The following is a 21509-nucleotide window of genomic DNA, read 5'->3' as shown; positions in this document are numbered from 1 at the left end:
CCACCTCCAAAAGAGGTGGTTTTATATTTAAAATGGATAAACAAAAAGCCTTTGATTCTCATCAAAGGCTTTTATGAATTGTATTGTACTTACTGTTTTTTTGTGCAACAGTGAGTTCACTGCCAACGATCGCTAATCGCCTACATCATTCCTGGCATACCGCCACCCATTGGAGGCATTCCTCCACCAGCTGGTGCATCTTCCTTGATGTCAACTAAAGCACATTCCGTTGTTAAAATCATTCCAGAAACAGAGGCTGCATTTTCTAATGCAATACGTGTTACTTTTTTAGGATCAATAATTCCGGCTTTAAGCATGTCTACATAAGTTTCAGATTTAGCATCAAAACCGAAGTCTTTTTTACCTTCTAAAACTTTATTGATCACTACCGAACCTTCTCCACCAGCATTTTCAACAATCGTACGTAAAGGCGCTTCAATCGCTCTGTTTACAATTTGAACTCCAGTCGTTTCATCCAGGTTGTCTGTAGTAATTTTTTCAAGTACTTTTTTAGCTCTCACTAAGGCAACACCACCACCAGCAACAATACCTTCTTCAACAGCTGCTCTTGTCGCATGTAAGGCATCATCAACACGGTCTTTCTTTTCTTTCATCTCTACTTCAGAAGCAGCACCAACATATAGTACAGCAACTCCACCAGCTAATTTTGCTAAGCGTTCTTGTAGTTTTTCTTTATCGTAATCGCTGGTTGTTGTTTCAATTTGAGCTTTAATTTGGTTAACTCTTGCTTTGATATCCGAAGATTTTCCAGAACCATTAACAATGGTTGTGTTGTCTTTGTCTATCATTACAGATTCAGCAGTACCTAACATACTTAAATCGGCATTTTCAAGAGAGAACCCTCGTTCTTCAGAAATAACAGTTCCACCTGTTAAGATGGCAATATCTTCAAGCATTGCTTTACGACGATCTCCAAATCCAGGTGCTTTTACAGCTGCAATTTTTAATCCGCCACGTAATTTGTTAACAACCAATGTGGCTAAGGCTTGACCTTCTACGTCTTCAGCAACAATTAATAACGGACGACCCGATTGTGCTACAGGTTCTAATATTGGTAAGATTTCCTGTAAGTTAGAAATCTTTTTATCAAATAATAAAATGTAAGGGTTTTCTAAATCGGCAACCATCTTATCTGAGTCTGTTACAAAGTAAGGTGATAAGTAACCTCTGTCAAATTGCATTCCTTCAACAACATCGACGTAGGTTTCCATCCCTTTGGCTTCTTCAACAGTGATGACGCCTTCTTTACCAACTTTACTAAATGCTTTAGATATTAAATCTCCAATCGTGTCATCGTTATTGGCAGAAATAGCAGCAACTTGTTTGATCATTTCCGAAGAATTACCCACTTTTTTAGCCTGCTTGTCTAAATCTTTAACAATAGCTTCAACAGCTTTATCAATACCGCGTTTTAAATCCATTGGATTGGCACCAGCAGCAACATTTTTTAAACCTTCTTTAACGATAGCTTGTGCTAAAACGGTTGCAGTAGTTGTTCCGTCACCTGCTAAATCGTTGGTTTTTGAAGCGACTTCTTTAACCATTTGCGCTCCCATGTTTTCAAGCTCATTTTCGAGTTCAATTTCCTTAGCTACAGAAACCCCATCTTTAGTGACTTGAGGTGCTCCAAATGAACGACTAATAATAACATTACGTCCTTTTGGTCCTAAGGTTACTTTTACTGCATCTGCTAATGCGTCGACACCGCGTTTTAATCCGTCGCGTGCTTCAATATCAAATTTTATATCTTTTGCCATTTTTTTTAAGTTTTTAGCTTTTGGCTTTAGGGCCTTAAGCTTAAGTTTATAAGTTAATTTTTTAACTGCTAATAGTCAATGACTACTAGCAAAAGCAATTTTAGATAATTGCTAATATGTCGCTTTCGCGCATGATGAGGTAGTCTTTACCTTCTAATTTTAATTCTGTCCCAGCGTACTTTCCATAAAGAACAGTATCACCAGATTTAACAGTCATAGGTTCATCTTTTGTGCCTTTACCAACAGCGACAACTTTTCCTTGTTGTGGTTTTTCTTTAGCGTTGTCTGGAATAATAATTCCTGAAGCTGTTTTAGTTTCAGCTTGTACAGGTTCAATAAGAACTCTGTCTGCTAATGGTTTAATGTTTAAGCTCATTGTTATGAAAGTTTTTAAATTTAATGTTTAAGTTAACGCTTAAGCGTTATGCTAAAAATGTGCCACCTATTTTTTAACTGACAAACTTTCAGACTTACATGACTGAATGTGTAGCAAAAAAAAATGCCAACTAAAAAGCTGGCATTTTAAATATATTTGATTAATTCTTATTTAGTAGAATCAATTGGTGTCGCTATATCATCAGCAGATGAATCTGTTGCTGGTAAAGTTTGTGTATTTGATGTTGGCTCATCACCATTAATCACTTTAGATTCTGAATTGCCTCCTGCTCCAGGAATGGCAAAGTTAGATGCTAAAATTAATGCTAATAGTAAGGTTGCTAATGCCCAAGTACTCTTATCTAAGAAGTCGGTTGTTTTTTTAACACCACCTAATTGTTGAGTGCCACCGCCTCCAAAAGAAGATGATAATCCTCCTCCTTTAGGGTTTTGTACCATTACGACTACGACTAGTAAAAATGAAACTAGTACGATTAAGATTAAAAATATAGTAAACGCATCCATTTGTCTATGTGTTATTTTGTTGTAATTCTTTTACTGCTTTAATTTGGTCTGCAAAGAAACCACTTTTTTCTGGATATTTCAAACTTAAAATTTTATAAGATTGAATTGCCTTTTCATAGTTGTTTTGCTCCAGGTAAATTCTGGCTAAAGTCTCTGTCATTAGTCCATCATGAGCTACTTTGTCTGTAACATCAATAGTGACTTTAGGCGTATCTTTTGAAGGCACAATTTTTGGGTTGTTTTCTAAAAAACGGTCGATAAGTTCAAATTTTTGATGCTTATCTATACTGTTTTTTGCTTCGGAAACCTTAGTGTCATCATTTGTATTGTCGTTTTGAGAATCACTACTGGTTTCATTTTCACTTCGTTCAATGGGTTTAAAACTTGTAATTTTTAACCATTCGGAAAACGAATGTGTTTCCGTTTTATCAAACTCCAGAGGCTTGCCAATTTGTAACTTATCTTCAAGTGTTTTTTCAATATGCTTGGCATCGATGTCGATAATCACCTGTTCGGGTGTGTTTTTTGGCAACGATAAAAAGTGAGCCACTTCTTCGGGTTTTACCTTTTGCTCGAATAAATCTGGGTCTAGAACGCCTTCGGTATTTTTTATATGTTGCTTTAAAGCATCGTCGATGGTTACACTTTTATTAACTGAAATGTCATCAACTTCATGAACAGTAATATCTTTAAGATGTTCAGAATTTTGCTTAATGATTTGTGAAATCTCATTCTGATTAAAAGCTTCCGACGTGATATAATCAAACAAAATACTACGATCTGTGGTATAAGCCGCTGTGGTTTTTAATTCTTGATTATATGAAAAACTTTCTTTGTTTTTTAGTCCTTTAAGGTATAATGCTCTTGCCGATTGAAAATAAGGGTAGCGTAAGGTGAGATTGTGCAAATTGGTGGTTTGCGCATCGGTGATGTGCTGAGGGTTTTGTAATAAGTATGCAAAATCTTTAGTGTCCATCTACCATTTTGCTAAGGTGGCGTTAAAAATATCTTGAGTGAGACGCTCAAAAATAGCTTCGTGAGCTGTGTCTTTTTGAGAGCCTTGTAATAATTGGCTTCCAGCGTAATCATAAAAAAATGAAAACCGCTGTTCAAATTCTTCGTCTGGGTTATTCTTATCAAAAAAGCGCACATTAACGCTTACCGATAATCTATTTTGTGCGGCTGTACTGTTGGCTTGCGCTGTTGTAGGAGAAATACGATATTCTGTAATTTCACCCTCATAAACTAAATCACCATTAGAAGTAGTTAGATTTAAACTGGTTTGATTGGTAATCAATTCTTGAAGTGCTAAGGTGAAATCGCGGTCAAAACCAGGTTCGACTAAATTAGCAGCATTCTGAAAGTAATTCACTTGAAAGGTTTCAGCATTGAGATTATCAACACCTGTAAATGAATAAGTGACACCACAGCTGAAAGAGCTAAGAGCAGTGAGAACTAAAATAAAATATGTATATGTTTTCATTAATACGTATTTGGGCGTTTCATAGTGATAAAAGCATAGATGTAACCCGCATTATCGGCGATATCAAAATCGACATTGATGACTCTATAGCCTTGGTAATGTTTTTCGTTAACAAAGTCTTCGGCTTCTTTTCTGATTGCTTCCGAACTATTTCTTCCGAACGATTTTCGAATCATAAATATTTCTACTGCTTTCATGTGTTTTAGGTGATTTTTACACTTTCAAAAATAACTTTTTAAATCCCTGATTGTCATAAAATTTTCAAAAATTATTTAATCTGGAATGATATCGCCTTGGTAGTAATATCTAGAATATAAATTCACTTCTCCAGGGCCTACTTCGTCTAAATATTGTCTGGTTCCTGAAACTGGCAAATTGTTGCCATTAAACTCATACGAGTAAACAATATAACTAGGATCGGAATAATCCATAAGTGTAAGATTATTTGCGTTTATTAATATGTTTAATTTCGATGGTTGACTACCAAATGGAAATAATCTTATAAACCCATAAACATTAATGAGGTTTGTTGATCCCATCAAAGGATTTATAGTGTTGTCATACCCAAAGTCTACACAATCTGAATCGGTACAAATATTTCCAACGTTATTGACATAATCATTAGACTCAAAATTAGTACAATATCCGTATTCATTAAACTCGCCAGTAGTGGTATTAGTTTGTTCGATACTTGAATAATAACATAGTGTATTAACATAGTTTCCAATAGAACCATAATATTTAGTATACCAGATTTCATATTCTTCAATAATATCGCCATTCTCATCTTCATAAGTGTATGGTCCATCTATACTATAGGTTTCTGTTTCTATAAAATAATTTTCATCTGCAACAAATTCAAAATGTCTAGTGCCTATTTGTGTGATTCTACCTTCAGAATCATAAATTACATCTTGAGATTCAATAACAACATCATCGATATCTGTTGTAGTGATGTTAATTATTTTTTCAGAATTATCGTATGCGAAAAGGTATTTAGTGCTTGAGGTGTGCAATTCTTCAAATCGACCATCAGCATCAAAAAAATATTTGTTGGTTGGATTTCCTTCAGAATTAATTATGTGATATTCTGCTATTATTGTTGGGTCAAACGCATCGTTAGATAATATAGTTGAAGTTGGATCATCTGTTGTGTTACCATCTTCATCGATCCCATCATCACTAACATCATTTACTGATACGTTAAGAGGGGTTATGCCACTAGCTGTGATACTATTTGTTATGCCTCCAGCATCTACATCATTTTGTGTTATTGTATAAGCAGCAGTATATGTTGCTGTTTCATTAATTTGTAAAATCCCTGAGATGCTTCCTGCATCTGCATTGATAAATGTAGGCTCAATGTCTAAACTCAAAGCTGCTCCAGAAAGGTCTGATAAATTAGCAGTAATTTCTATATCATTTATAAGGACATCACCCGTGTTTTTTACAGTAATGGTATAAGTTATAATATCATCAACTCCTAGATATGTATTACCATTATCAGTTATATCAGCACTATTAATTGTTTTTAGTGAAGGCGATTCTATAGTTATTTCTTCATCAGCATCATTATCACTACATGAGATTATAGCTAATAATGTAATAAAAGCGAAACAAAAGCGTAAGTTTTTCATTTAAGAATTAAGATTAATAGCACTTTAAATATATGAAACAATTAGTTTATAAATCAAATTGTTTAATTTTTCTATAGAGTGTACGCTCGCTGATTCCTAATTCAGCAGCTGCTAATTTGCGTTTGCCTTGGTGACGTTCCAGTGATTTTTTAATCAGTTCGAGTTCCTTGTCGTGTAAAGATAAGGTTTCTTCCTCTTCAATTTCTTCAGCAAAATGATATTTATCTTGATTTTTATCGTCGGGATCAAATGTATCTTCAGTTGGCTCTGGAATGGCTAAGATTTCTAAATCTTCAAATTCTTCGGAATGACTTTTATTTTGAGACTCGCCATATATTTTTTGAATTAAGCCTTCATTATCTTTTTCTACTTCAGAAATATTGCCGCTTTTCATCAACTCCATCGTTAATTTTTTGAGGTCGTTGAGGTCGCTTTTCATATCAAAAAGGACTTTGTAAAGAATTTCACGTTCGTTGCTAAAATCGCTTTCCGATTTAGAGGTGTTTATGACGGCTGGTAAATTATTACTTCCGCTTGGTAAATAGCCTTGAAGTGTTGTGGCGCTTATTGTACGGTTTTGTTCTAAGACCGAAATCTGTTCTGCAGCATTTCGCAACTGACGAATATTACCGTTCCAGCGATGCTTTTGTAAAACGTTAACCGCATCGTCTGTAAGCTTGATGGTTGGCATTTTATATTTTAAGGCAAAATCACTTGCAAACTTTCTGAAGAGTAAATGAATGTCTTCTTTTCGTTCGCGAAGAGGCGGAATGTTAATGTCTACAGTACTGAGTCTGTAATATAAATCTTCACGAAATTTTTCCTTTTTAATGGCTTCAAACATATTAACGTTTGTTGCAGCAACAATTCTTACATTGGTTTTTTGAACCTTACTAGAACCCACTTTGATGAATTCACCATTTTCTAATACACGTAGTAAGCGGACTTGTGTGGTGAGTGGTAATTCGCCAACTTCATCTAAAAAAATGGTACCACCATCCGCGACCTCAAAATAACCACTTCGGGTTTGCGTGGCTCCAGTAAAAGCGCCTTTTTCGTGACCAAATAATTCACTGTCGATGGTGCCTTCTGGAATTGCACCACAGTTAACAGCGATGTATTTACCATGCTTACGATGCGATAACTGGTGAATGATTTTAGGAATACTTTCTTTACCAACACCACTTTCACCAGTAACCAATACTGAAATATCAGTAGGTGCCACCTGGATTGCTTTTTCGATAGCACGATTGAGTTTTGGGTCGTTTCCTATAATTCCGAAACGTTGTTTTATAGCTTGAATTGATTCCATATATTAATTATCTTTTGAATATCCAGTAGCTTCACCAATAAGTGTCGCACTCGTACAATCATTAACATCAACATTAACTAAATCACCAACTTTATAATGCGCCTTAGGAAATACAGCTACAATATTTTGAGACGTTCTTCCAGACCATTGCTGATCTGATTTTTTAGACTCACGCTCGATAAGCACTTCAACGGTTGTATTTAAATAGTCTCTTGTTCTAATTTCACTGTGTTCTCGTTGTTTTTGGACAATTTCGGCTAAACGACGTTTTTTTATAGCTTCAGGAATATCGTCTTCCAATTTGCGTTCTGCCATGGTTCCGGGGCGTTCAGAATAAGTAAACATATATCCAAAATTGTACTTCACATAATCCATCAAACTCAAGGTATCTTGATGGTCTTCTTCGGTTTCTGTAGGAAAACCAGCAATTAAATCCTGACTAATTGCGCATTCAGGAAGAATGGCTCTGATGTTATCGATAAGTTCAAAATATTCTTCGCGTGTGTGCAGGCGATTCATTGCTTTTAAAATACGATTACTTCCGCTTTGAACAGGCAAGTGAATGTGCTTGCAAATATTGTCAAATTTGGCCATGGTTTTGATAACATCTAAAGTTAAATCCTGAGGATTTGATGTTGAAAACCGAATACGCATTTTAGGCTGAGCTTTGGCGCATAATTCTAAAAGCTGTGCAAAATTAATGGCTGTCGCTTTTTGCATATCGCTGGCTTTAACGAAATCTTTTTTGAGTCCGCCACCATACCATAAATAGCTGTCTACATTTTGACCTAAAAGTGTGATTTCTTTATAGCCTTTGTTCCATAAATCATTAACTTCTTCAATAATACTTTGCGGATCACGACTACGTTCACGACCACGAGTAAAAGGGACCACGCAAAAGGTGCACATATTATCACATCCACGAGTGATAGATACAAAAGCAGTAACGCCATTACTGTTAAGTCTAACAGGAGCGATATCTCCGTAAGTTTCTTCTTTTGACAAAATAACATTGATGGCATCCCGACCTTCGTCAACTTCGGCTAATAGATTAGGTAAATCTTTATAAGCATCTGGTCCTACAACGAGGTCTACGATTTTTTCTTCTTCAAGAAATTTGGTTTTTAAGCGTTCTGCCATACAGCCTAAAACACCAACTTTCATTTTAGGGTTGATGCGTTTTACGGCATTGTATTTTTCTAAACGTTTTCTAACGGTTTGTTCGGCTTTATCTCTAATGGAACAGGTATTGACTAAAACCAAATCGGCATCTTCAAGTGTCTGCGTGGTATTAAATCCTTGTTCAGAAAGGATTGAAGCTACAATTTCACTGTCACTAAAATTCATAGCACAGCCATAACTTTCGATAAAAAGTTTTCGAGTGTTACCTTCTTTTTGGTCTAAAATAAGGCTTTCGCCTTGTTTATTTTCGTCAATTGTTTTCTCCATAAATCTTTGAAAGTATTGTACAGTCAATAAGCATGCAAAGATAGTATAAATTTAAGTATTATGACAATATGTCATAGTAGATTTAGTTTTGTAGATGCGTTTTATTTCACGTAATTTGGGCACTAAACTATAATCAACTACTATTATGCTTTTCGCAGAAATTCAACAAAAGATTCAAAATGCCAAACAACTAGACTTTGGCCAAATTTTTAACGACAGTATCGAGCTCTTTAAAAAGATGTGGCTTCAAGGCTTACTCATGTTACTCATCATGTTTGGTTTTATGATTCCATTTATTTTTATCATCTATATACCTTTAATAATTTTTGGTGTTGCAGATGCTTCTAATCCTGGTGCATACGATGGTTTAGCTCCTATAGCTATGATCTTTATTTTTGTAGCCTATTTATTGTTCATATTTGCCATGATGGTGGTTTCTTTTGGGCTTAAAGCAGGTTTATATCGAATAATGCGTCAAAAAGATTTAGGAATTATAGCTAATGATGATTATTTCTATTTTCTGCGTAAACCTTATTTAAGCAAGACCATCAAATTATCTTTAGCCTTTTTCGGTATAAGTATGCTGGCAACTTTACTATGTGTATTTCCTATTATTTATGTGATGGTACCTCTTAATTTATTAGTCGTTATGTATGCTTTTAACCCTGAAATTTCAGGATCAAACCTGATTAAAGCCAGTTTTGATTTAGGCAATAAAAAATGGTTTATCACTTTTGGATTAACTTTAGTTGCTGGTTTCTTGGCACAATTGGTTGGTATGTTATTATGTGGTATTGGAATATTTTTCACAGCTTCTTTTGCTGCGGTACCATTGTATTTTGTTTACAAAGAAGTGGTTGGTTTTGAGGAAGGTGAAGTAAAACAAATTGGAAATAATCCAGATTTTGACGCAACCATTTGAAGATAGTTGCATCTAAATAGAAATATCTATTAAATGAAGTTAACTAAAATTATCGCTGCTTGTTTTTGTTTTATGCTATTGCTAATGAATACACAATGCGATGAGGATGATGGTCCTGTTGAATTCTTTTGCGATCAAATTGTCGTGGTCGATAACGGGTTTTATGAGTCTGCCGAAACAGATACTTACACGCCTGTTAATGCAATAATGGATGGTGGATGCTTAACGGTATTGATTTCAGCAAGCGGCTGTGATGGGAGTACATGGAGTATGGTATTGGTAGATTCTGGAGCTGTTGCCGAATCATCGCCAGAACAGCGCTTCTTAAAACTAGCTTTTACGAATAATGAAGCTTGCCTGGCTGTGTTTAGTCAGGAACGCACTTTTGATGTCAGACCATTACAAGTTGAAGGAAGTAATGAAATTATTTTAAATATTGAAGGGTTTCCAGAACCTGTTACTTATAGCTATTCCAATTGATAAATTAAAATCCAATCCTCATGAAAAAACTCACACTTCTTCTTATTGTCATTTGTTTTTGGTCATGTAATAATGACGATAATAAAACCGAAACAGTTACAGTTGCTGTTCCTCAAACTATGAGTAAAGTAGAATTTAGAACTTCGGTGGTTATTGAAGCGCCTAAACCTATTTTCAATGTGGGAAAAATTTATGCCTATCAAAATTATATTTTTATTAATGAAAAGTTTAAAGGTGTTCATGTGATAGATAATAGCAATCCATCTGCGCCTCAAACTATTGCATTTATTAGTGTTCCTGGAAATGAAGATATTTCAATTAAAGATGATCACCTCTATGCTGATAGTGCTGTAGATTTGGTTGTGTTTGATATTTCAGAAATAACTAATATACAAGAAGTAGAGCGCATGCAAGATGTGTTTAGTGTGTATGATTACCAAATTCCTAATGAAGCAGAATATTCCGATTTTAGTAATATGAATTTTAATACAGATATTATTGTAGGTTGGGATCTTGTTCAAATGGAGCGCGAAATTATGCTTACTACCGACAATTCAACAGTTGAAACCTTTTTTGGTGGTACAGGTACTGGAGGTTCCTTAGCACGTTTTCAAATTGTTGAAGATTATCTGTATACTGTGGGAATTAATGAAATGACGGTTTTTGATATAACCAACCTTTCACAACCCAATTTAGTACATACCGATTACGCAGGATGGAACATCGAAACCATGTTTCATGCTGATGGTTATTTGTACCTAGGCGGCACCAACGGAATGTTTATTCATAGTATAGAAAATCCTGCAACACCAGAATATATATCTCAGTTTTCACATTGGGAAGGTTGTGATCCTGTGGTTGTTGATGGTGATTATGCTTATTTAACGTTAAGAGGTGGTAATGAATGCGGGCAAGAGTTAAGTGTTCTTGAAGTTATTGATGTGAGTGATAAGTTATATCCAACATTAGTGGCACAACATGTTTTAGATAATCCTTATGGTTTAGGCTTTAAAGCGAATAATTTATTTGTTTGTGATGGTTCATCGGGATTAAAAATATTTGATAAAACCAATCCTTTAGAGTTACAAATTTTAGACACTTTTACTGAAGTGCAAGCAACAGATATCATTCCTTTAAATGATCGCTTGTTAGTAATTTCTGAAAATGCTTTATATCAATATGAATACGATACTGAAAATACAATTACTTTAGTAAGTACGTTTATTCTCAATTAAAAATTCATTTTTATTTATAAATTTGCCTGAAAATTTTCAGGCTTTTTTTATGCCAAATCCCTAGATGAAAGCACTTGTTTTTAAGATTAAATACAATCGAAATGTGCTAAAATTAGGAAGATAACTTTTTTTTCACATACATTTGTAGCCTCAAAAAATCATATATGCCGAAGAATTTAGTCATTGTAGAGTCACCAGCAAAAGCCAAAACCATCGAAAAATTTCTTGGAAAAGATTTTAAAGTAGAATCGAGTTTTGGACATATTGCTGATTTGCCTTCAAAAGAATTAGGAGTTGATGTTGAAGGAGATTTTAAACCAAAATATCAAGTTTCAAAAGATAAAAAAGACGTCGTTAAAAAACTTAAAGAACTCGCAAAAAAAGCCGATATGGTTTGGTTAGCGAGTGATGAGGATCGAGAAGGAGAAGCCATTGCTTGGCACTTAGCTGAAACTTTAGGTTTGGATAAAGAAAAAACCAAGCGTATTGTATTTCATGAGATTACCAAATCGGCCATTCAAAAAGCTATTGAAAATCCTAGAGGTATCGATTACGATTTAGTCGATGCACAACAAGCGCGTCGTGTTTTAGATCGTATTGTAGGTTACGAATTATCTCCTGTGCTTTGGAGAAAAGTAAAAGGTGGTTTGTCTGCAGGACGCGTACAATCGGTTTCTGTTCGACTCATTGTTGAACGCGAACGCGAGATTATAGATTTTAAACCTCAAGCGTCGTACAGAATTGATGCTGAGTTTTCTAATGAGGACGGACAAACATTCAAGGCGAAGCTGCCTAAAAACTTTGCGACAAAAAAAGAAGCGCATCAATTTTTAGAGTCTAATGCTAATGCTGATTTTAAAGTTTCAGATTTAGAAAAGAAACCTGCAAAAAAATCACCAGCAGCACCATTTACAACCTCTACCTTACAACAAGAGGCGTCAAGGAAACTTGGTTTTTCAGTAAGTAGAACAATGAGTAATGCGCAACGTCTTTATGAAGCAGGTTTAATTACCTACATGAGAACAGATAGTGTTAACTTATCTGATGAAGCAAGAAAAGGAGCACAGGCCGAAATTGAAGATGCTTATGGATCTGAATTTAGTAAGCCTAGAAACTATAAAGGAAAATCTAAAGGCGCTCAAGAAGCACACGAAGCGATTAGGCCTACCGATTTCAAATTGCATTCCGCCGATGTTGAAAGAGATCAAGCACGTTTATACGATTTAATCTGGAAACGAGCTATTGCGTCTCAAATGAGTGATGCTAAACTGGAACGTACCAATGTTAAAATTGAAGCGTCTACACATAGTGAATTGTTTTCTGCAAATGGAGAAGTTATCACTTTTGAAGGTTTTCTAAAAGTTTACCTTGAAGGTACCGATGACGAAGATACAGAGCAAGAAGGAATGTTGCCGGCAATGAAAGTCAATGAAACCTTACTTAATAGTTATATCACCGCAACCGAACGTTTTTCTCGTGCACCATATAGATATACTGAAGCGTCTTTAGTAAAGCAATTAGAAGAATTAGGTATTGGTAGACCATCTACATATGCACCTACAATTTCTACCATTCAAAATAGGAATTATGTTGAGAAAGGTTCTAACGAAGGTGAAGAGCGTGAGTATTCTCAATTACTGTTGCAAGAAGGAAAAGTGTCCGATAAGTCGCTTACTGAAAAAGTAAATAGCGATAAAGGAAAACTCGTGCCAACCGATATTGGTATGATTGTAACCGATTTCTTGGTGAATCACTTCGGAAGTATTTTAGATTATAATTTTACGGCAAAAGTGGAAGCCGATTTTGATGAAATTGCTGAAGGTAAAGAAGATTGGACTAAAATGATGAAAGATTTCTACAAGAGCTTTCATCCTCGAGTGGAAGATGTTCAGGAAAATGCCGAACGCGAATCGGGTGAACGTGTTTTAGGAAAAGATCCCAAAACAGGAAAACAAGTAAGTGTGCGTTTAGGTAAATTCGGACCTATGGTGCAGATTGGAACTGTTGATGATGAAGAAAAACCACAATTTGCTAGTTTGTCTCCAGATCAGCAATTAACTACAATTACCTATGAAGAAGCTATGGAGCTTTTTAAACTTCCAAAGCAATTAGGAACTTATGAAGGCGAAGCTATTGAAGTTAATAACGGACGCTTTGGACCTTATGTAAAGTTTGGGAAGAAATTTGTGTCGCTACCTAAAGGAACCAATCCATTAGATGTTGAAATGGATCAAGCCATTGCGCTTATCAAAGAGAAGCAAAAAGCTGATGCACCAATCTATACGTATAAAGAATTACCTGTTCAAAAAGGAAAAGGACGTTTTGGACCATTTATTAAATGGAACAATATGTTTATTAACGTCAATAAAAAATACGATTGGGATAACCTTTCAGATAGTGATATAGTTGAATTGATTGAAGATAAAATTCAGAAAGAAAAAGATAAATTGATCCATCATTGGGAAGCCGAAGGTATTCGTGTTGAGAAAGCCAGATGGGGACGACACAATATTATTAAAGGTAAAATCAAAGTAGAATTACCTAAAACGGTTGACGTGTCTGATATGACATTAGAAGAAGCGCAGGCACATATTGAAACGAAAGCGCCTAAGAAGAAAGCTGCTGCAAAGAAAAAAACCACCAAAAAGAAAACGACTACTAAAAAGTAATACTAATGAATTTTAATTTTTTGTCTCCTGTTTCTGATGCCGTATTAGCTCATAATGAACTACTATCGGAACAAGCGCTTGGGAAAAAAATAAAAATTCATTCGACACAAAATGGTATTCCAGATTTAACCCAGGTTAAATTAGCCATCATCGGTGTAAGAGAAAACCGAAATGATGTTAACTATATGGGAGAAGAACTAAGCTTTGATGCTATCAGAGCTTCGTTTTACTCTTTGTTTCCTGGGAATTGGCATACTTCAATTGCCGATTTAGGTGATATTCCTGCAGGTTCAACTGTTGAGGATACTTATTATGCCTTACGAACTATCATTTCTGTTTTAATAGAAAAAAAAGTCATTCCTATTATTATAGGTGGAAGTCAAGATCTTACCTATGCCAATTATCGCGCTTACGACACCATGTCGCCTATGGTGAACATCGTTAATGTTGATAGTAATTTTGATTTAGGGGATGCTTCCGTAGAAATGAAAAATAACAGTTTCCTCGGAAAAATTATTTTAGAACAACCTTATAATCTTTTTAATTACTCGGCTATCGGTTATCAAACCTATTTTAATTCGCAAGAAGAAATAGACTTGATGGAGAAGCTTTATTTTGAAGCTTATCGATTGGGAGAAGTGACACACAATATTAATAAGGTCGAACCCGTTATGAGAGATGCGCATATTGTGACGATGGATTTAAAATCGGTAAGAGCTGCAGAAGTAGGTGCCAAGCAAAAGTTTTCTCCTAATGGTTTTGATGGAAAAGAGATTTGTGCTATTTCCCGATATGCTGGAATAAGTAATAAGGTGTCTTCCTTTGGTATCTATGAATACAAAGCGACCAATGAATTAGAGGCAACTCCTATGTTAATAGCCCAGATAATATGGTATTTCGTCGAAGGTGTTAATTGCAGAATAAATGATGATGATTTTACGAATGAAGATAATTATCAGAAATTCAATGTGTTAATTGAAGATGACGAACTCATATTCTATAAAAGCATTAAAACAGGACGTTGGTGGATCGAGATTCCTTTTTTACCAAATGTTAATAATAAATTAAAAAAGCATACGTTATTACCTTGCATGCATGATGATTATGTTGAGGCTAGCCAAGGAAAAATACCAGAAAGATGGTATAAAGCATATAAAAAGAACAGTATTTAGTATATTTATAGAATAATATTTAACACTTTTTTAATCGACGAAATGTTAACTTTTAAGGATGAAGTGCAAAAAAGATTTAAAAAAAGTTGGTTTTTACAAAATATATAAATATGTTTACTGCCTTAAAAAAAATGAAGACACTATTTAACATATAATTACAACTAAATAATTTAACCTCGAGTTTCTATGAATATTAAGAAGTTTGCTTTATTAACAGCTGTTTTAGCCCTAATGGTCAGTTGTAACTCTGGTGACAGAGGACAACTCGTAGGTGTTAAAGGAAAGAAATGGCACCCCGAAAAACCTTATGGTATGACACTTGTTCCGGGAGGAGCATTTATTATGGGTAAGTCAGATGACGATTTAGCTGGAGTACAAGATGCTCCAACACGAACCGTGACAGTAAGAGCCTTTTATATGGACGAAACGGAAATCACTAATAGTGAGTACCGTCAGTTTGTAGAATGGGTAAGAGATTCTACATTGAGAACAAAATTAGCAATCCTTGCCGACGAAATCGGTGAAACTCCAGGAAATGGAGGTATTGGTGAGTTTGCTTTTAATGATGCAGATCCAGAAAATATGTCTGTGTACGAAAAGTACATGTACAATAACTATAGTGGCCTCGGACCTACAGGCTACGAAGGAAGAAAATTAAACAAAGATGTTGATTTGATTTTCGATACAGCAGATTATCCAGATGAATACTATGCTGAAGTTATGGATACGATGTATTTACCAATTGAAGAGTCGTATAATGGTCAACGTACTTGGGATGTAAAGAAATTTAAATTCCAATACACCTATATGGACATTCAAAAAGCGGCAAAAGATCGTAATTTAAGACGTAAAGATGTTATCGTTACCGAAGAGGTAGAGGTCTATCCAGATACAACGGCTTGGATTAGAGATTTCTCATATTCTTATAATGAGCCTATGCACAATGATTACTTCTGGCACGACGCTTATGGAGATTATCCAGTGGTTGGAGTTTCATGGAAACAAGCTAAGGCATTTTGCCAATGGCGAACATTGTATCATAATTCTTACAGAAAATCTAAAGGAAGACACTTTGTGAATTCTTACAGATTACCTTCGGAAGCAGAATGGGAATATGCAGCAAGAGGTGGTCTACAGGGTGCAACTTTCCCTTGGGGTGGTCCTTATGCTAAAAACGACAGAGGATGCTTTATGGCTAACTTTAAGCCTCTACGAGGGGATTATGCCGCAGATCAAGCATTGTATACTGTTGAAGCGGATGCCTACGAGCCAAACGATTTTAACTTATACAATATGGCCGGAAACGTTTCAGAATGGGTACAAGGATCTTATGATGCTGCATCTTATGAATATATGGCTTCGTTTAATCCAAATGTAAACAACCCTGAGAATACACGTAAAGTAGTACGTGGTGGTTCTTGGAAAGATGTTGCATATTTCTTACAGGTAAGCTCTAGGGATTATGAGTATGCCGATTCAGCAAGAAGTTATATCGGTTTCAGAACTGTTCAGGATTACATGGGAACAGAAGTTACTAAAAACGCAGCTACCAACTAAATTTAAATATTAACTCAACTAAATAAATACTAATCTACTTAAGTTTCATTGACTTAAAACTAAAAAACAAAATTATGGCACAAAAAGGAAACATCACAATCACAAACATGGTCTACGGACTTGGAGCAGCAATCGTAATTCTTGGAGCTTTATTTAAAATTCAGCACTGGCCTTATGGTTCATTGATCTTAACTATTGGTATGATTGTAGAAGCCTTGGTATTTACATATTCAGCTTTTGAAAGACAACAATCAGAATTAGATTGGTCTTTAGTATACCCAGAATTAGCTGGTGGAGCTGGATCAGGTAAAAAACTGAAAAAAGAAGAACCAAAAGATGCTGAAGGATTATTATCTAAAAAGTTAGATAACCTTCTTAAAGAAGCTAAAATTGATGGTGAATTAATGGCTAGCTTAGGGTCAAGCATCAAAAATTTTGAAGGTGCTGCAAAAGGAATTAGCCCAACGGTTGATGCTATGGCTGCTCAAAAGAAATACAGCGAAGAAATGTCTTTAGCTGCTGCTCAAATGGAATCATTAAATAGCCTTTATAAAGTACAAATGGAAAGTGCTAACCGTCAAGCTGCTATTAATGAAGAATCTGTTTCAAATGCAGAAAAATTGAAAGAACAAATGCAAGCTTTAGCATCTAACTTATCATCATTAAATGGTGTTTACGGTGGCATGTTATCTGCAATGAACAAAAACTAATTAGTTTTTATAACTATAATTAATTTATTAACATTAAAAACTAATTAACATGGCAGGAGGAAAATTATCTGCAAGGCAGAAAATGATTAACTTAATGTACTTAGTCTTCATCGCAATGATGGCTATGAACATGTCGAAAGAAGTATTATCGGCTTTCGGTTTAATGGAAGCAAAGTTTGCTGATTCTAACGAATTAACAAATGAGCGTAACGAAGCGTTACTTGCTGATCTTGAGAAAAAATCAGAAGAGAAACCAGAAGAATTTATGGTTCCAGCTGAAAAAGCAAATCGAGTAAGTGCAGCTTCAGAGAAATTTTTCAATTATATTGAAACGTTAAAAAATGATCTTCTTAAAAAAGGGGATTATCAAATAGATACTGAGACAGGGAAATTGCCATTTGAAGCAATGGATAAGACTGATATTTTAGACGAAGCTTGGTTTACAGGAGATAAATTGACTGTAAAAGGTAAAGAAGTAATGGCTAAAATAGAAGAATACAAAACTGAAATTAGTAATATTTTAGGAAAAGATGTTAAAGCTCAAAAAGTATTAGCAAACTTCAATAAAACATTCTCTACTGAAAAAGTTGTAAATAAAGATGGCAAGGAAATAGATTGGTTAGATTACCATTTTAAAGGTTTCCCTGCAATTGCTTCATTTACTAAATTAACTGCATTTCAAAATGATGTTGCAGTAACAGAAGCTAATATCATTAACTATTACTTAGGGAATGTGTTGACTGATGCGGTGTCTTTAGATAAATATAAAGCTATAATTTTAGCTGATAAATCTGCATTCTTTGCAGGTGAAAAATTTCAAGGAAAAGTAGTTATTGGAAAGTATGCTAAAGTACCTCCAACAGGTTTAAGTATTGGTGGTCAGTCTATCGATTTAAATGAAGCTATCGATTCTACTGGTGCTGCACGTTTAGATTTTAACGTTGGTGGTGTTGGAGAACATGAAATTGATGGTACGTTTACTTTTATGGAAGATGGTAAACCTCTTGAAATTCCAATTAAAGGAAACTATGTGGTTGTACCTCGTCCTAACTCTGCAACAATTTCTGCAGATAAAATGAACGTTGTTTACCGTGGTGTTGTTAACCCTATGACCATTTCTTTTGCTGGTGTACCAGACAATAAAGTTAATGCTAGTGGCGCAGGTCTTTCTAGAGCATCTGGTATGGGTAAATACAATATGAAGCCTTCTACAGGACGTGAAGTAACTATTAATGTAACAGCAACTCTTGATGATGGTTCTAAAGTAAGTGATAAAGCCGTATTTAGAATTAAAGATATTCCAAAACCAACAGGTAAAATAGTTGGATCAAGTGAAGGAAAATTACCAAGAAATAATGTAGAGATTGGAAAAGTTGAAGCGGTATTAGAAGACTTTGATTTCGATTTACCTTTAACAGTAACAAGCTTTAAGTTTAAAGTACCTGGACAACCTTCAGTGTCGTGTTCTGGTAACAGACTTAATGGTGCTGCTAAGGCAGCTTTACGTAAAGCTAAACGTGGTGCAACGGTTCAGATTTTTGATATCAAATCTAGAAGTACCAATGGTGGACCAGTAATTAAGCCTGCAACACCAGCTGTTATAGAATTAGCTAACTAATACCATCTATTACAGAAACCCAAATTTTAAAATTAAAAAAGATGAATTATAAATTTTTATTATCAATAATTGCCACTGTAGGGTTCACATTTAGTATGTCTGCTCAGGCAAACATTTTGAATGCTAAAACACCGCAAGAGGTTGGCAAAAAAACTGAAGCGCAATTGGCTTTAGATAATGATAAGCCTTTAGAATATGGTTATGTTGATGATAGAGACATCCTATTTTCTAAGTTAACATGGGAGAAAGTAGTTTTAGACGAACGTGTAAACTTTCCTCTATACTTTCCTGTAGATACTAATAATATCGGAAAAGAGAGACGCTCTTTATATCATACATTGATTGCAGCTGTAAAAGATGGAAGAATAAAGAATGTGTATAATGATTCTTATTTTAATGAAAAACGTTCTTTAAAGGAACTTAAAGACATCACCACTAAAATTGATACTTTAGATATTGGTTATGACCAATTTAATGCTGATGGCTATGTAGATCCTGAATACATTACTACTAGAAATATTGAAGCATTTGATGTAAGTGCTTACTTAATTAAAGGGCTTTGGTATTTTGATAAACGTCACGGAGAATTAAAGTATAGAATTCTTGGTATAGCACCAGCGGCACCAGACATCAACTTTATTGATTCTACCGATGAAACTAACAAATTACCTAATGCTTTATTCTGGGTATTCTATCCAGAAGCTAGAGAAGTATTACACCAAGGGAAAGCATTTAACAATAAAAATAGTGCGATGCCAATTACCTTTGATCATTTGTTAAACTCAAGACGTTTTAATGGTTATATGTATAAAGAAGAAAACGTATTTGGAGATAGAGAAATTAAGGAGTACGTTGCTGATAACGCCTTAATGCAACTATTAGAATCTGATCGAATCAAAGATAAAATCCGTAACTTCGAACAAGATATGTGGGCTTACTAAGCTCCACCACAAATAAAATAAAAACGCTCACTAAATTTTAGTGAGCGTTTTTTATTGATTCCTGTTTAGACACTAATCTTTTATGGTACATTTGCTAGTATGAAAACTGTAGATTATATCATTGTAGGTTGTGGATTGGCTGGGATTGCTTTTTGCGAGGAATTACGCTTTAAACAAAAAACATTTCTGGTCTTTGATAATGAATCACAGCAATCTTCTACAGTGGCTGCTGGTTTGTATAATCCTGTGATTTTAAAACGTTTTTCTCAGGTTTGGAATGCGGCTTCTCAATTAGAGTTAGCATTGCCAAAATATCATGATTTAGAAAAACGATTAAAGGTTCAGCTTGATTATAAACTACCAGTCTATAGACGATTTACTTCTGTTGAAGAACAAAATGAATGGTTTATAGCTTCCGATAAGCCCGTTTTAAGTAACTTCTTATCTACCAAGCTCATCAAGAATGCAAATGCTTGTATTGATGCTGAATTCGGTTTTGGAGAAGTTTTAAATTCTGGCAGAATCAATACACCGCTTCTTGTAAAGTCTTATAAAGAATACCTTCGGAAAGAAAATGCTTTACTACAAGAAGCCTTTCAATATGACCTACTAGAGCATTCCGCAGATGGGATTACTTACAATGAAATAAAAGCCAAACATATCGTGTTTGCAGAAGGTTTCGGACTTACTAAAAACCCATATTTTAATACCTTACCTCTCAACGGTTCAAAAGGCGAAATGCTTACCATCAAAGCGCCAGAATTACAAATAGATTTTATTTTAAAGTCGTCTGTGTTTGTCGTGCCTTTAGAGAACAATTTGTTTTGGGTTGGTGCAACCTACGAATGGGATGATAAATCGTATCAGATTACCTCGCGTGCAAAAACGGAACTTGTTGCTAAAGTGAAGCAAATCATCAAATGTGATTTTGAAGTAATTCATCAAGTTGCCGGAATTCGACCAACGACTAAAGACCGCAGACCGCTGGTTGGAGTTCATAATACCTATAAAAACATGTATGTGTTAAATGGTCTCGGAACACGCGGCGTTATGATATCACCCTATGTTGCTCAGCAACTAGTTAATCATATTGAAAACGGAACCGCACTTGATTCTGAAATTGATATAAAACGATTTAAAGTCACAGAGAAAATCTAATGGAAACGACTACTTTTTTACTAAGCTCTTATCATAACTCATAAATAAGTTAATCCAAATATTTCGTGATAAGCGCATAATAATAGGTCCTAAAATGACCAATGTCCCAACAATTGATAGAAATGCCGTTAATAATGAAGTTTCAAGCATGACGTAGCTAATGATAAACGCCGCAACTGCAAATGCAATACCCACACCGTAACTAACGTACATAGAACCGTAAAAAAATGATGGCTCTAAACGATAACGCGTTTCACAATGCGAACAGTGATCATTAATTTTTAAAACATCACTCAATACATATGGATTTTTAGTTTGATACATAGATTCTTGATGACATTTAGGACAAGATCCAGTGAAAATGCTGTAAATTTTTGTGCCTTTTAACATGACTTAAATTTGTTTACTTTTGTAGCTTTTACTAACTGCAAAATTAATTTATTTGTTAGTATAATTCTTGAAAATTGTAATGTTTATTACAATTCTAA

General features: G+C 34.8%; 20 protein-coding genes. 10 read left to right on the top strand and 10 right to left on the bottom strand.

The annotated features are described in order from the left end of the window. Positions 1–140 precede the first annotated feature (140 nt). The 9 genes from groL to miaB form a co-directional block, all read right to left on the bottom strand. The gene (groL, locus tag N4270_RS14505; protein WP_260098067.1) at positions 141–1778 is read right to left on the bottom strand and encodes a chaperonin GroEL; all 1638 of its coding nucleotides are present in this window, start codon (positions 1776–1778) and stop codon (positions 141–143) included. Positions 1779–1878: 100 nt separating this feature from the next. Further along, the gene (groES, locus tag N4270_RS14500; RefSeq protein WP_260098066.1) at positions 1879–2154 is read right to left on the bottom strand and encodes a co-chaperone GroES; all 276 of its coding nucleotides are present in this window, start codon (positions 2152–2154) and stop codon (positions 1879–1881) included. Positions 2155–2321: 167 nt separating this feature from the next. Next, on the bottom strand, positions 2322–2678 hold the full coding sequence (gene secG, locus N4270_RS14495) for a preprotein translocase subunit SecG (protein WP_260098065.1): 357 nt from the start codon (positions 2676–2678) through the stop codon (positions 2322–2324). A gap of 4 nt (positions 2679–2682) precedes the next feature. Next, positions 2683–3654, bottom strand: a complete 972-nt coding sequence (locus N4270_RS14490) for a hypothetical protein (protein ID WP_260098064.1) — start codon at positions 3652–3654, stop codon at positions 2683–2685. Beyond that, positions 3655–4161: an LptE family protein gene (locus tag N4270_RS14485; protein ID WP_260098063.1), complete on the bottom strand. Its 507-nt coding sequence runs from the start codon at positions 4159–4161 to the stop codon at positions 3655–3657. It abuts the gene before it with no gap. Then, on the bottom strand, positions 4161–4358 hold the full coding sequence (locus N4270_RS14480; protein WP_260098062.1) for a hypothetical protein: 198 nt from the start codon (positions 4356–4358) through the stop codon (positions 4161–4163). Before N4270_RS14480 ends, N4270_RS14485 begins: the two co-directional genes overlap by 1 nt. 75 nt (positions 4359–4433) lie before the next feature. After that, positions 4434–5798, bottom strand: a complete 1365-nt coding sequence (locus N4270_RS14475; RefSeq protein WP_260098061.1) for a hypothetical protein — start codon at positions 5796–5798, stop codon at positions 4434–4436. A 46-nt stretch (positions 5799–5844) separates the two neighbouring features. Then, on the bottom strand, positions 5845–7110 hold the full coding sequence (locus tag N4270_RS14470; protein ID WP_260098060.1) for a sigma-54-dependent Fis family transcriptional regulator: 1266 nt from the start codon (positions 7108–7110) through the stop codon (positions 5845–5847). 3 nt (positions 7111–7113) lie between these two features. Further along, complete coding sequence (gene miaB, locus N4270_RS14465) at positions 7114–8559, bottom strand: tRNA (N6-isopentenyl adenosine(37)-C2)-methylthiotransferase MiaB (RefSeq protein ID WP_260098059.1); 1446 nt, start codon at positions 8557–8559, stop codon at positions 7114–7116. A gap of 145 nt (positions 8560–8704) precedes the next feature. Here miaB and N4270_RS14460 point away from each other — a divergent pair, with 145 nt between their 5' ends. The 10 genes from N4270_RS14460 (at position 8705) to N4270_RS14415 (ending at position 21021) form a co-directional block, all read left to right on the top strand. Further along, positions 8705–9481 carry a hypothetical protein gene (locus N4270_RS14460; RefSeq protein WP_260098058.1) on the top strand — a complete coding sequence of 259 codons (777 nt, stop codon included), beginning with the start codon at positions 8705–8707 and terminating at the stop codon, positions 9479–9481. Between the two features lie 84 nt (positions 9482–9565). Next, positions 9566–9961, top strand: a complete 396-nt coding sequence (locus N4270_RS14455; RefSeq protein ID WP_260098057.1) for a hypothetical protein — start codon at positions 9566–9568, stop codon at positions 9959–9961. Between the two features lie 20 nt (positions 9962–9981). Beyond that, on the top strand, positions 9982–11196 hold the full coding sequence (locus N4270_RS14450) for an LVIVD repeat-containing protein (protein WP_260098056.1): 1215 nt from the start codon (positions 9982–9984) through the stop codon (positions 11194–11196). 164 nt (positions 11197–11360) lie between these two features. Beyond that, complete coding sequence (topA, locus tag N4270_RS14445) at positions 11361–13865, top strand: type I DNA topoisomerase (protein ID WP_260098055.1); 2505 nt, start codon at positions 11361–11363, stop codon at positions 13863–13865. A 5-nt stretch (positions 13866–13870) separates the two neighbouring features. After that, positions 13871–15037, top strand: coding sequence for a formimidoylglutamase (locus N4270_RS14440; RefSeq protein WP_260098054.1), 1167 nt, complete (start codon positions 13871–13873; stop codon positions 15035–15037). Positions 15038–15223: 186 nt separating this feature from the next. After that, positions 15224–16594: a gliding motility lipoprotein GldK gene (gene gldK / locus N4270_RS14435; RefSeq protein WP_260098053.1), complete on the top strand. Its 1371-nt coding sequence runs from the start codon at positions 15224–15226 to the stop codon at positions 16592–16594. A gap of 74 nt (positions 16595–16668) precedes the next feature. Then, positions 16669–17304 carry a gliding motility protein GldL gene (gene gldL / locus N4270_RS14430; RefSeq protein WP_260098052.1) on the top strand — a complete coding sequence of 212 codons (636 nt, stop codon included), beginning with the start codon at positions 16669–16671 and terminating at the stop codon, positions 17302–17304. Positions 17305–17353: 49 nt separating this feature from the next. Further along, a complete protein-coding gene (gene gldM / locus N4270_RS14425) occupies positions 17354–18922 on the top strand; it encodes a gliding motility protein GldM (protein WP_260098051.1) in 1569 nt (522 codons plus the stop codon). A gap of 41 nt (positions 18923–18963) precedes the next feature. Beyond that, positions 18964–19863 carry a gliding motility protein GldN gene (gene gldN, locus N4270_RS14420; protein WP_260098050.1) on the top strand — a complete coding sequence of 300 codons (900 nt, stop codon included), beginning with the start codon at positions 18964–18966 and terminating at the stop codon, positions 19861–19863. 99 nt (positions 19864–19962) lie between these two features. Continuing rightward, positions 19963–21021 carry an FAD-binding oxidoreductase gene (locus tag N4270_RS14415; protein WP_260098049.1) on the top strand — a complete coding sequence of 353 codons (1059 nt, stop codon included), beginning with the start codon at positions 19963–19965 and terminating at the stop codon, positions 21019–21021. 9 nt (positions 21022–21030) lie between these two features. Here N4270_RS14415 and N4270_RS14410 read toward each other — a convergent pair whose 3' ends face one another. Beyond that, the gene (locus tag N4270_RS14410; RefSeq protein WP_260098048.1) at positions 21031–21411 is read right to left on the bottom strand and encodes a DUF983 domain-containing protein; all 381 of its coding nucleotides are present in this window, start codon (positions 21409–21411) and stop codon (positions 21031–21033) included. Between the last annotated feature and the right edge of the window lie 98 nt (positions 21412–21509).

Source organism: Psychroserpens sp. SPM9, from assembly GCF_025153525.1.
GTDB lineage: Bacteria > Bacteroidota > Bacteroidia > Flavobacteriales > Flavobacteriaceae > Psychroserpens.
The sequence above is the reverse complement of the archived record's forward strand: the minus strand, read 5'-3'. Positions and strand labels throughout refer to the sequence as shown.

Bases quoted from the DNA above. Each gene is read 5' to 3' on its own strand.
- miaB (WP_260098059.1), bottom strand. From the start codon at position 8,559: ATGGAGAAAACAATTGACGAAAATAAACAAGGCGAAAGCCTTATTTTA.
- N4270_RS14440 (WP_260098054.1), top strand. From the start codon at position 13,871: ATGAATTTTAATTTTTTGTCTCCTGTTTCTGATGCCGTATTAGCTCAT.
- secG (WP_260098065.1), bottom strand. From the start codon at position 2,678: ATGGATGCGTTTACTATATTTTTAATCTTAATCGTACTAGTTTCATTT.
- topA (WP_260098055.1), top strand. From the start codon at position 11,361: ATGCCGAAGAATTTAGTCATTGTAGAGTCACCAGCAAAAGCCAAAACC.
- N4270_RS14485 (WP_260098063.1), bottom strand. From the start codon at position 4,161: ATGAAAACATATACATATTTTATTTTAGTTCTCACTGCTCTTAGCTCT.
- N4270_RS14490 (WP_260098064.1), bottom strand. From the start codon at position 3,654: ATGGACACTAAAGATTTTGCATACTTATTACAAAACCCTCAGCACATC.
- N4270_RS14415 (WP_260098049.1), top strand. From the start codon at position 19,963: ATGAAAACTGTAGATTATATCATTGTAGGTTGTGGATTGGCTGGGATT.
- N4270_RS14475 (WP_260098061.1), bottom strand. From the start codon at position 5,798: ATGAAAAACTTACGCTTTTGTTTCGCTTTTATTACATTATTAGCTATA.
- gldK (WP_260098053.1), top strand. From the start codon at position 15,224: ATGAATATTAAGAAGTTTGCTTTATTAACAGCTGTTTTAGCCCTAATG.
- gldN (WP_260098050.1), top strand. From the start codon at position 18,964: ATGAATTATAAATTTTTATTATCAATAATTGCCACTGTAGGGTTCACA.
- gldM (WP_260098051.1), top strand. From the start codon at position 17,354: ATGGCAGGAGGAAAATTATCTGCAAGGCAGAAAATGATTAACTTAATG.
- N4270_RS14450 (WP_260098056.1), top strand. From the start codon at position 9,982: ATGAAAAAACTCACACTTCTTCTTATTGTCATTTGTTTTTGGTCATGT.
- N4270_RS14470 (WP_260098060.1), bottom strand. From the start codon at position 7,110: ATGGAATCAATTCAAGCTATAAAACAACGTTTCGGAATTATAGGAAAC.
- gldL (WP_260098052.1), top strand. From the start codon at position 16,669: ATGGCACAAAAAGGAAACATCACAATCACAAACATGGTCTACGGACTT.
- groL (WP_260098067.1), bottom strand. From the start codon at position 1,778: ATGGCAAAAGATATAAAATTTGATATTGAAGCACGCGACGGATTAAAA.
- N4270_RS14455 (WP_260098057.1), top strand. From the start codon at position 9,566: ATGAATACACAATGCGATGAGGATGATGGTCCTGTTGAATTCTTTTGC.
- N4270_RS14480 (WP_260098062.1), bottom strand. From the start codon at position 4,358: ATGAAAGCAGTAGAAATATTTATGATTCGAAAATCGTTCGGAAGAAAT.
- groES (WP_260098066.1), bottom strand. From the start codon at position 2,154: ATGAGCTTAAACATTAAACCATTAGCAGACAGAGTTCTTATTGAACCT.
- N4270_RS14460 (WP_260098058.1), top strand. From the start codon at position 8,705: ATGCTTTTCGCAGAAATTCAACAAAAGATTCAAAATGCCAAACAACTA.
- N4270_RS14410 (WP_260098048.1), bottom strand. From the start codon at position 21,411: ATGTTAAAAGGCACAAAAATTTACAGCATTTTCACTGGATCTTGTCCT.